This window comes from Dickeya sp. CFBP 2040, from assembly GCF_012273755.1.
GTDB lineage: Bacteria > Pseudomonadota > Gammaproteobacteria > Enterobacterales > Enterobacteriaceae > Dickeya > Dickeya poaceiphila.
In genome coordinates this window covers 1-10,234 of the sequence record NZ_JAAVXH010000040.1, presented here as the reverse complement: position 1 = coordinate 10,234, position 10,234 = coordinate 1, and the positions used below count along the sequence as shown (strand labels likewise).

Here is a 10,234-nt window from a genome sequence, read left to right as displayed (position 1 = left end):
AAAACTAACCACATGAAAACTAATAAGTTAAATAAATATCTTTTTCGGGTTTTATTTCTACTATTATTTTTTTGTCACCCGTAAAGTGATCAAACCTACGTAAAGTGCGATATAATATATCAGGAGATTACAATGCAATTGACCAATCTCAGCAACAAAACGTCTAAGCAAGTTGCCACTGAAATTATTGAAAGTCTCGAACAACATTGGAGCATTGATTTAAAATCTATCATTTCAAATGAGGCTATTTCTGAGGAAGACCGGATTAAACGTCTTCGTGCCAAAATACTAGAAGCCGCTCTGGCGGGTATTGATGAATTTGATGCAGACGCTGGAATAGCGCCACGTACCGGACAATATGACACATTAGCCGAAAGCGTTCTTAGGGGCGATGCGATAGAAATTGAACCAAATTTTAGCGTCACTGAACATAACTACAATATTATTTGCGGTTATAAGGGCGCGGATGTTTATAATTATGTGTTTAATCTCAGCAAGCGACTTGAGGCGATGTCAAAGGCACAAACGCCGGGCCAGCTTGCAGTCGAAACTATTTCCGCAGGGTTGATTAGCGTAGGCACCGCTTGGGCTAAATTAACATGGTCAGCATGGCGTACAGGCGGGCAAACGCTGCTGCAAGCTTGTAGAACCGGGGTAACTCAGCTCGGACTCAAGACCGCCATTACGGTTGTGGTCATTGTCCTCACCGCTATCATCACCTACCTTCTGATCGATAATCCGAAAAAGATCCTCGGTGTCGTTTTCAATAATACTGACGACCATCTGGTTGTAAATAACTGGAAGAATTCTGGTGGCGATCTCTATATGGAGCATGGCGTCATGGTTAATTTCATGGAAGACCATGCAGATGGCGATCTCGACTCGCCATTAATTCAAATTCGCAAGCGTTATTTCTTCGAAGCAGGCGACCCGGATAACTGCATTTTTGGCGGTATCTATTTTGGTGACAGAAATGTGGGTCTCAGGGGTTCAGAAGGCGTTATGATATTTTCGTCTTATGGAAACAATAACATCAAAGTCGCCCACCAGTTTGCCGTACCTTATACCAATGACAACGGCACAAACATGCGGAAAATAAACGGTCCAGTCGATCTCCCTTCCCTGTTCCGCGAAATGTATAACGGCAGAAATACCCGTGTGGATATCAATGAGGGTGGTTACCGCTTGCTATCGACAGTGAATGATCCGCGCGGCGGCGTTGTAGGATTGATCGCGGCCATTCAGAAAAACAGCTAAAACCATCAGATAAAACAAGCCGACAACGAAGATGTTGTCGGCTTTTTGTCTATAGAAAACCCCCAACCAGGCTGAGGGTTCCGTAAAACTTTCAGTTTTGATCCGGATATAAAAAGCCCTTTTGATTTTTTCTGGCCAATTCTTCTTCCTTAAGCGGGATTTTATTTCTTTCTTTCATACCGTTGAGGAAGACTCTTGCTGGCTTGGCTTTAATAAATTTCCTGTCGGAATTTGAAAAAAAAGTTCTCGAACTGTTTTACGATGCGAGGAATATGTCAATTCAAAGATAAAGATTATTTTCAAGCTTATAACCTTCACAGACTAATCCAAAAAAGTTATCGGGATTAAATAAATCCTCTATGCGAGCTATCGAACGGCGTTCGATGGATAATCCGTAATCTGAAATGCAAAAACCCGCCTTGTGGGCGGGTTCCTTAAATGAGTGGTGCCCGGACTCGGGATCATTCAGCTTTCTATTAAGTTGAAATGTAGCATAAATTTTAATCGCACTAGTTGTCAAGACCCGTGGGTTGACCCGTGTTTTCATAGATAGATCAGAATGATGGGTCAAATGCGATAAAGAAATTCCCGGTTCGTTCCTTTGGTTCGATTCCCTATGATGCCGATAAATCGTAATGACATTGGCGTTACGTTTGCTGTATGATTAATATCCAGAAAGTAGACCGGAGGATAACATCATGCCAGCGACGAATAGCGTTTCTGTTAAACGAGAAACATTGAATTTACGCATCAAGCCTGCCGAACGCGATCTTATTGATCGTGCAGCGAAGGCCAGAGGAAAAAATCGCACTGATTTTGTCCTCGAAGCTGCCCGTGCTGCCGCAGAGGAAGCGTTGATCGATCAGCGCATCATTATGGCAGATCCAGACGCTTACCAAGAATTTCTTGCTCGTTTGGATCAGGCTCCCGCACCAAATGCCGCGCTGCGAAAAACCATGCAAACGCCTGCACCGTGGGAACAGAAAAAATGATCTCCGCTCCTGAGCCACTCCACGCCGAACATGTACTTTCCTCATTCTGTTGCGGCGTGGAGTCTATGGACAACTGGCTAAAACTACGGGCGATGAAAAATCAGGTTACTGGCGCATCACGAACTTTCGTCACTTGCGATAACTCAAAAGTGTTGGCGTATTACTCATTGGCCTCCAGTGCTGTAGCAACGAATGCCGCCCCCGGACGTTTTCGCCGCAATATGCCCGATCCTATTCCGGTAGTGGTACTGGGTCGTCTGGCGGTGGATAAGTCATTACATGGTCAGGGCGTTGGCCGTGCTCTGGTACGGGATGCTGGGCTGCGGGTGATTCAGGTGGCGGATACAATCGGTATTCGTGGGATGTTGGTTCATGCGCTGTCTGATGAGGCGCGAGATTTTTACCTACGGGTGGGGTTTAAACCTTCGCCGATCGATCCGATGATGTTGATAGTTACTTTGGGAGATTTGGTGGATAGCTTATCAATTTGAAATTGATATTTTACCCGTGAACATCAAAAAAATGAATGGCTCGTTCTAAATAGCGTGGTGGGGGAGGTGCTATGCAGATTGAGTTGATGCTTGGGGCGAACGTCTCTGGTAGTTGTAGCGTAGGGGACATGGAGAAAACTTAGGCGTGTTATCTAAAAACCGATCTGTCGACGCTCAGTGAACATTTTGATGTGGTCTGCGACGCGGCCGCCGTGATGACGACCGCAGTGGGTCTTGGCTTGTTGTATAACAAGGGCGTTTTTCTTGATGTTAACCCGACGCCAGGCAAGTTCATGCTATCCATCTTCAATCGACAGCTGAAGCCGATTGTCCGCACTTCCCGGCCTGAGATACTCGATAGCCTCGCTCACGCAGCGGAGGCGGGAAATCTGCGACTCCCGGTTGCCCAAATCGTGCCATTGAGCGAAGCAATCCCGTTTATCACTGCTCTTGAAGCGGGTCACAGGCTCGGCGATAAGGGCCTTGTCATGATGGATTAAGCGTGTCGCGCAGTCATCGGTTATTCGATCTTATACAGGCGCTTCGCCGGCACGCGAGACTGGCGTATCGTTGCGCACCATTCGCCGTGATATCGCTACGCTGCAAGCTATGGGATTCGATGGCGCTCCGGAGAGGTTATATAAATTCAGGGGTAACTCATTGTGTCCATTATTAGTTCCCGCTATGCACAAAATATAGTGCAGGAGTGTCTGCCTGAGGGCAGTCCGAGTTCAGCTAAATAGCTTCTCATAATAGCGCTACACTTGTGAGAGATGACATCCCGCCAGCTCTGGAGCCGCGCAATGATAAGTGGAGCATTAATGTGAGAAGCTATTTAGGCGTTTATTGAACGGGATAGTGGGTGAGAAGGAAGTCTGGGTAATTATTTTTATATTAATTATGTTCATGATAATTAACTCAGTTTAATTATAAATAAAACAGTTTTTTATAATTTATAGACTCATATCACACAAAAAAAACGACTTGCCGGAATATATATGAAGGATTTGAGTACTGGATAAGGCCGATTTTGCTCGATAGCTGTTGTGAATAAATATATTGGTGAACGTTGAATATCTTTTATTTTATGAAGTGAGGGTGTTGTTGAAACAATTGAATTTTTTTGGTTTTTATAAAAAATAAAAAACACTAACAATAAATTAACCAATTATAGTGGGTAGCTCTTATAACATCAAAAAATTACAGAAGAGCGATTTATTCAACAGGGTCAGATCAAGGAGAGCATACGCATCTGCTATGAAGGTATTTATCACCAACGAAAAAAAAGCTGAACTTGAATGTCTCCATGACGCCAGTTGCGATGAATGGGTTTGTGAGCGAATAAAAGTGGTTCTCCTTGCCTCTGAAGGTTGGAGTTTGTCCATGATCGCACAGGCTTTGCATCTTAATGAAACCATGGTTAATTATCATATCAATGAGTTCGCTAACAAGCATAAACTAAAACCTGAAAACAGCAGGGATATATTAAGTAACGGTGGCAAGTTTATTAGCTGGTGCATAAAAGTTGGATGCTTTTCTGTTGAGGCATACGGAATACCGCTTACTGCGTTACTTTGTATGGATTTACTGAAGCGAATTCCGGGCGCTGTTATTACCGCTATTTTAGACAAAGAATATTTTAATGAAAGTGCTAGAAAGCTGTTATCAAATGGGCGCCATATACCCGTAGCGAAGGATGTGAACGATACAGAAATCAGGAGGCGGATACTGGCATTGTTGGCCCATCAATCGATTGAAAAAAATGCGATGTTCCTGCATGCGAGTGTAATTGCGCGTAATCAGCAAGCGATTGTGCTTTTGGGCGATTATGGTGCTGGCAAAACAACGGTCGCCCTACAAATGATTCAATGTGGCTGGCAGCAGGTTGCGGGAGACATTTGTTTGATCGGCGCTGAGGGGGATGTTATCGCGGGTTCCAGAGCTGTTCTCTCACGTCAGCCGCTTTATAAGGAAATGCAGCCAACGCGCTTGCCACTTCCTGAAGGGGAGGTGCGCTGGGAAGTTGACGCATGTCATGGTGGCCCTTATGAGGGAATTAAAATAAGAGGGGTCGTGGTTGTTGATGTGCATGAAGCGGTAGCACGTTATCAGGATATGCCGCTGGCTAAGCTGTCGCAGCTTGTCTATCAGGCTGCTACCCGTGTGTTGTGCAGGAAAAATTCAAGTTGGGGGGAACAATTTCTGACTATGGAAACAAGGCAAACGCTGGAACGTATTGCCACAAAGCTCTCATCGGAAATTATATCCGTAGAGCTAAAAGGAAATTCTGATTTTATTGTTGAAAGTATAAATTCAAAGCTTTTTACTTCATGATAAAAACAAATGAAATCACGGTAAATTATAATGAATAAAGAATTGTCGATTGGCATAAACGGATGTTCTGATTTTTCTATCAAACTTTCTGGTTGTGAAAAAGAATTATGTGAAGCGATAAAGTACCTGCCTCTCCCTTTTTATATTTCGGACAATCATGATGCTTTTTTTTCCTGGTCGATAAGCTTGACTATAGATGTTTTAGTCGCCGATTGGCCAACGCGGTCTCGTCTGCTGGGGGTTTACCGAGCAGGAATAGATGACCCATTTCCATGGCATATAGAGAAATTAACAAGCCAGGATGGGATTATTTGGTTGTTGGACGAAAATAATGATCAACGTGCATTACTTCACATTAATAGAAATACCAGAAGAATAGAATTAACACAGGAGGCTGCAAACGGGAAATGGCTTTCTCGGATTATTAAAAACATTTTTAGTGTTGTTCTCATTGATCAGGGGTGGATACCGTTGCATGCATGTGCTTTTTCCATGGGAGAGAGAGCGATTGTCTGCACAGGAGAACGAGGGAGTGGTAAGTCAACGCTCTCGATTCTTGCCGCATCAATGAAGGGGGCAGAGTTTCTATCTGACGATATCGTTTTTATTCGTCCAACGGATCTTCAATCTGAGTGGGATATTATAGGCTGGCCCCGTAGAGTAGGTATTCGAAAAGCACTGTTGGGTGAAATATTTGAAAAAGAAAAACTGAACGACATTCAATCTAAACTGAGGAGAGAGGTCCTTGCCAGTAAAATGCATCCTCGCGGAGAACGGCTGGCTTTCGACCCTGATGAATTAACCGATCTCCTTGGGGTAAAGTTTACCGGTTATGTGCGGAAAAAATTAAGAATAGCAACAATCGGAAGTGGCGGCGATGATGTGCCGGAGATAGTCTGGGAATTGAGCGAGCATTGCAATAGTATCCGCGCAACAGGAGAGGATATACGTTATTTGGTGGATGTGTTTGGGATATTCACGTTTGGCGATGAAATGAAATCTGATGTGTTAGACCCCAGGGAATGTATTATTGAAAAAACAATGTTCAAATTGCCTTATGATGTCCCTTCGGTCTTTGACCATGTTTGGCCCAAGATAATTAATTAGTATAACAGCAGGTATAGAATTGAAAGACATCAGGTGTGTAATATTTGATTTCGGTGGAACACTGGCTAAGCACTCATCTTCACCGGATCTTTCTTCAGTATTATTATCGTTGGAAAAATACTGTGGAATTATTTCGGATAATGTATTTTCGTCTGCTGTTTATGAATCATACGTTAACGCACTCCAACAGTATAAATTAACAGGTGCTCCTGCTTTATGGAGCGATATTATACGTAATGCTGCGGGGAATTTATCAATAAATTTACCTTCTTTGGTTGGATTCGAAACGTTTTTATGGCAATCGTATCTCGATGGAGAGATTACTGAGCAGACAAAAAGACTACTGCATTCACTTGCCGGAAAAGGCTACTTATTGATGCTGGCATGTAATACACGTCGCCCACCAGCGTTACGCAGGAAAACATTAATAAATGCAGGCGTTTCTGAATTTTTTTTTGCAGAAGTAATCTCTTCTGAACTGGGGGTTGGTAAACCAGATTCAGCATTTTATGATATCGTCTTGCATCATATATTTCAGCAAGGGTGCAAGCCACACCACGCGATTTTTATTGGTGATTCATTAGAGCGTGATGTACTAGGCCCAATGAGATTCGGCATGCATGGGTTATTAATTGGTCATACAGAAGAAGGGGGTGTTAAATCAATTCCTGATTTAACATGCCTGAGTGATATATTGACGGGGAATGACTGGTGATGGATAAAAACCATGGAAGAGTGTTGTTTGATAAAGGCAGGGTATTACTTTGCCCACCCTCAACGTTATCTAAAGATAGTGTGCATTCTATCGCTAGTGTTGTCAGTCTTGGTACTGAAACCCGGCAATTAAAAAAAACAAAAAACGGGGAACCAAGCTTCGCTGGGTATATGAATTTGGTGGATGCAGGTGATGATGGCCACTGGATATTGCCAACACCACATGGTTCGACGAACGCGACTGCAATGAAAAATCCCCGAGCGTTGGCTGTGGAGAAAAGATTACCGCTTCATTATATTGCAGCCAGTCGATTTCAACTCATTGCAGCTGCTAATTTATTACCTGACACATTTTACTCCGGACAAGCTGCTGTATTAGGATCTGGGCCTGTTGCATTCGGATGTGTTTTAGAATTAACCCGGAAGAAAGTAGATACTATTCATGTCGTTTCAAAACATCCTGAATATACACATTCACTTCTGCCGTGGACGCACTCTATGGCGAGTTGCAGAAAAAACATGTTTGATGTCGTATATGATTGCACTGGTGACTTATCTTCTGCACTTGAAATAGTAAAGGATGGCGGTGTCATTAGCGTCCTGGGAACCCCTTCAGAGGACTATTCATTCGATCTACTGGCAGTTCATCGGCGTGGAATAACGCTATTGGGTATGCATGAGTTACGACCTTCAGCAGAAGACTATTTAGCTCGGTTTGAGCAGGTATGTTCCTGGCTAAGTTGTGCAGTAAAGGACAATCTATTGTCACAGATGTGTACATATTGGCCAGGAGAAAAAGCACCTGAGTTATATGAGCGTATCGGGACTCATCAGCGATTTGGCCCTTTTATCATGTTCCAATGGTGAAGAGATGAATACAGCATTCCAGGCGCTAGGTTTCTACAGTATCGGATTGAAGAATATTGCTATTAACGAGCTATTCCAGCACCTAAGGCGTGAGGATATCCCATTTTTACACCTTCGTAGCGGGCCAAAAGGTTATGGTTTAACCAAGCTTGAGCCGAGCGAGCTCGATCTGTGTATTCATGAATGTGGCAGGGATATACCCGTTACCATGCTGGCGAGTGATATCACTCTTGAATCCCTTGCAGAAGGTAGTCAGGAGGCAAAAGAGGAATGTAGCCATCTTCAAGATATTGCACTAAACATTGGCGCAAAATATCTACGGATTTTAGCTCCGTCAGCCATAAAAAATGAAAATTGGGAAAACCTGTGTATCAGCACAATTGCCAATCATGTGGTGATCGTTATCGAACTGCATAACCCTGAATGGTTTTCCCGTCGTCACATTGAGAGATTAAAACAAGTTTGCACTGAACAGAAAATTGGCTTGCTCTTCGATAGTTCGCAGATAGATATGGCATGTCAAATACAAGGGGTCGATGAGGTATCACAGTTCGTTGATTGCTTATTACCTTATGTAAAAGTCATACATTTCTCAGATTCTGGCGGCGGTTTTTCGGGAGTGGGGCACCAGATTACTGCTTTGGCTGCTATAAAAATCCAAAAAAGTGCATATGACATCGAGCTTGCATTTGAATGGACAGGAAAGGAACGAACCACAGGTGCCGCATTTGCAGCTTATCGGCGAGCAGAGAATTTTTGGCATTCTCAGTGTAAAAAAAAGCAGGGATATAAATGAGCGAGAATAATAACCCCACCGAGCTTGATAAGCTGGTTAGCATATTAGATAAAAGATATAACATCACCAATGTAGAAAGTATTAATCGTCTGGAGATTGGCCAGGGAACGATAAATTATCGTATGAGGTGTACTGCTCGTTCATATTTTATCAAACGCTATATCGGACATGAAAATCTGGCAGAAGAAGCTGCTGGTATTGAGCTTTCAGAAATTGCTTCAGCCGCAGGGGTTCGCACCGCAAGAGTAATTCCCAACATACGAAATCAATGGATTGACCAAAGTTCAGATATTTCTATTTCGCTCTGGGAGTGGGTTGAAGGACGAGTTATCACTGATAATCTTAATATTAAGCAATATCAGCAGGTAGGTGCGGTTCTTGGCCAGATCCATAACGTGTTTTCCTCCTTACATTATAAAAAAATAACTGATAGCAAGCCTCAGAGATGGAGGGACATATCGCCCCTGGCCGTATTGTCCGATATAGACGATATTACCCTTGCTATTAACAAGAGGAAATTATCAGGGATTGAGGATGACTTTGACAGACAAAATTTATTTTTCCTGAATGAAAGAAAAGAGCAACTAAAAAGGTTTGCCCCTTTGATGTCGGAATTGCCTGTTTTGGGGACACAGATTATCCACAGTGATTATTCTTTTGTTAATATGCTTTTTGAAAACGATAAGATAAATGCAGTTCTGGATTTTCGACCTCCTGAGATTTTCTTCATATCCTATGATCTGGGAAGAATCGCTTTTTACCCGAATACAGTAGCTAACAATCCGAACTGGCTAAAAATAGCTCAAGAGATTATCACTGCTTACAAAGATGCTAATCCACATGTTTCGGCTAATGACATAATTTTTTGTGGGAGAGTTGCGCTCCTTCAGCTACTTAAAAGCTTATATGGTGTTAAGCAACATTACTTAAAACCAGCACTCCTCCAGGATGATCTCGACGGTTTTTGGAAGCTTCGACATCAAACTGTGAGCATCATGCTAACAAAAATAGAAGAGATAGAAGAAGTATTGCGAGGGATTTAAGTTATCTCATTCCTTAAGTGCCTCAGACAATTAATATATTCTCATGATTGAGTTAATTAATTTTTTATTATGTCTACTATGAAAAGGAACTTATTTTGGAAAGATTAAGAACGAACGAGAATTTAGTAGAAGCTAATTGCCTCTGGAAGTCACTAAAAGGCTCATTGAGCCATGAGGAGTTCACATCGGCGCTATATGATTTAATCAAGGAATATAAACTAAATCTGAAGGCTTGCTCCGAAGGGTATGCAATAATTTATCAGGATGCAGCAGCAGAACACCTGGGGTTGGAAATTATCTGGCGAGAAATTCCATCAGTATCTTCAGGAATGCAAAGGCACCTTTTTGATAACAATTGTAGTATCGAAATCCTTATTTTGCATAAGGGAAATGAAACTGATAGACCGAACTGGGTAATGCCACTTATTGGTCGCATTGCTAATGTGCTGGAGAGATATAATAGTGCCGAGTTATTAGAAATCGAAATGTCAATGCCCTTGATAGAAAAATTCATACCTAATAGTAACTCGAAAATAAAGGAGTGGGCCTTTATTTTCCGAGACCACTTTTTGGAACATTCTTTCGGTTTCTTGCAAGCTTTAATAAAATCGGGTGTGCCGCCAGAATGGATCT

The 10,234-nt window shown here is 42.6% G+C and carries 11 protein-coding genes and 1 pseudogene; all 12 read left to right on the top strand.

The window, feature by feature from the left end; translation table 11 throughout:
- Nucleotides 1-132: 132 nt before the first annotated feature.
- Nucleotides 133-1,257 carry a hypothetical protein gene (locus Dpoa2040_RS05840; protein WP_042868965.1) on the top strand — a complete coding sequence of 375 codons (1,125 nt, stop codon included), beginning with the start codon at nt 133-135 and terminating at the stop codon, nt 1,255-1,257.
- Nucleotides 1,258-1,955: 698 nt separating this feature from the next.
- Complete coding sequence (locus tag Dpoa2040_RS05835) at nt 1,956-2,249, top strand: DUF1778 domain-containing protein (protein ID WP_038921611.1); 294 nt, start codon at nt 1,956-1,958, stop codon at nt 2,247-2,249.
- Nucleotides 2,246-2,740: a GNAT family N-acetyltransferase gene (locus tag Dpoa2040_RS05830; RefSeq protein WP_168640623.1), complete on the top strand. Its 495-nt coding sequence runs from the start codon at nt 2,246-2,248 to the stop codon at nt 2,738-2,740. The genes Dpoa2040_RS05835 and Dpoa2040_RS05830 overlap by 4 nt, the downstream gene beginning before the upstream one ends.
- Before the next feature lie 164 nt (nt 2,741-2,904).
- On the top strand, nt 2,905-3,240 hold the full coding sequence (locus tag Dpoa2040_RS05825) for a zinc-binding dehydrogenase (protein WP_371810583.1): 336 nt from the start codon (nt 2,905-2,907) through the stop codon (nt 3,238-3,240).
- A gap of 70 nt (nt 3,241-3,310) precedes the next feature.
- Complete coding sequence (locus Dpoa2040_RS18510; RefSeq protein ID WP_371810582.1) at nt 3,311-3,439, top strand: hypothetical protein; 129 nt, start codon at nt 3,311-3,313, stop codon at nt 3,437-3,439.
- A 558-nt stretch (nt 3,440-3,997) separates the two neighbouring features.
- Nucleotides 3,998-4,213 (top strand): annotated as a pseudogene (locus Dpoa2040_RS18360) (IS630 family transposase); the annotation flags it as partial.
- Between the two features lie 891 nt (nt 4,214-5,104).
- Complete coding sequence (locus Dpoa2040_RS05810; protein WP_168640620.1) at nt 5,105-6,181, top strand: hypothetical protein; 1,077 nt, start codon at nt 5,105-5,107, stop codon at nt 6,179-6,181.
- Between the two features lie 19 nt (nt 6,182-6,200).
- Entirely contained in the window at nt 6,201-6,896 is a 696-nt protein-coding gene (locus tag Dpoa2040_RS05805) for an HAD family hydrolase (protein ID WP_168640619.1), read from the top strand.
- Nucleotides 6,896-7,762 (top strand): zinc-binding dehydrogenase, encoded by an 867-nt coding sequence (locus Dpoa2040_RS05800; RefSeq protein WP_168640618.1) that lies wholly within the window; start codon nt 6,896-6,898, stop codon nt 7,760-7,762. Before Dpoa2040_RS05805 ends, Dpoa2040_RS05800 begins: the two co-directional genes overlap by 1 nt.
- A 4-nt stretch (nt 7,763-7,766) precedes the next feature.
- Nucleotides 7,767-8,558, top strand: a complete 792-nt coding sequence (locus Dpoa2040_RS05795; RefSeq protein WP_168640617.1) for a hypothetical protein — start codon at nt 7,767-7,769, stop codon at nt 8,556-8,558.
- Nucleotides 8,555-9,601 carry a phosphotransferase enzyme family protein gene (locus Dpoa2040_RS05790; protein WP_168640616.1) on the top strand — a complete coding sequence of 349 codons (1,047 nt, stop codon included), beginning with the start codon at nt 8,555-8,557 and terminating at the stop codon, nt 9,599-9,601. The genes Dpoa2040_RS05795 and Dpoa2040_RS05790 overlap by 4 nt, the downstream gene beginning before the upstream one ends.
- Nucleotides 9,602-9,696: 95 nt before the next feature.
- A partial coding sequence (locus tag Dpoa2040_RS05785) for a hypothetical protein (RefSeq protein ID WP_210423840.1) occupies nt 9,697-10,234 on the top strand: 538 nt, incomplete at its 3' end.

Excerpts from the sequence above, each read along its gene's own strand:
- Dpoa2040_RS05795 (WP_168640617.1), top strand. The coding sequence starts at position 7,767 with ATGAATACAGCATTCCAGGCGCTAGGTTTCTACAGTATCGGATTGAAG.
- Dpoa2040_RS05840 (WP_042868965.1), top strand. The coding sequence starts at position 133 with ATGCAATTGACCAATCTCAGCAACAAAACGTCTAAGCAAGTTGCCACT.
- Dpoa2040_RS05830 (WP_168640623.1), top strand. The coding sequence starts at position 2,246 with ATGATCTCCGCTCCTGAGCCACTCCACGCCGAACATGTACTTTCCTCA.
- Dpoa2040_RS05800 (WP_168640618.1), top strand. The coding sequence starts at position 6,896 with ATGGATAAAAACCATGGAAGAGTGTTGTTTGATAAAGGCAGGGTATTA.
- Dpoa2040_RS05835 (WP_038921611.1), top strand. The coding sequence starts at position 1,956 with ATGCCAGCGACGAATAGCGTTTCTGTTAAACGAGAAACATTGAATTTA.
- Dpoa2040_RS05790 (WP_168640616.1), top strand. The coding sequence starts at position 8,555 with ATGAGCGAGAATAATAACCCCACCGAGCTTGATAAGCTGGTTAGCATA.
- Dpoa2040_RS05810 (WP_168640620.1), top strand. The coding sequence starts at position 5,105 with ATGAATAAAGAATTGTCGATTGGCATAAACGGATGTTCTGATTTTTCT.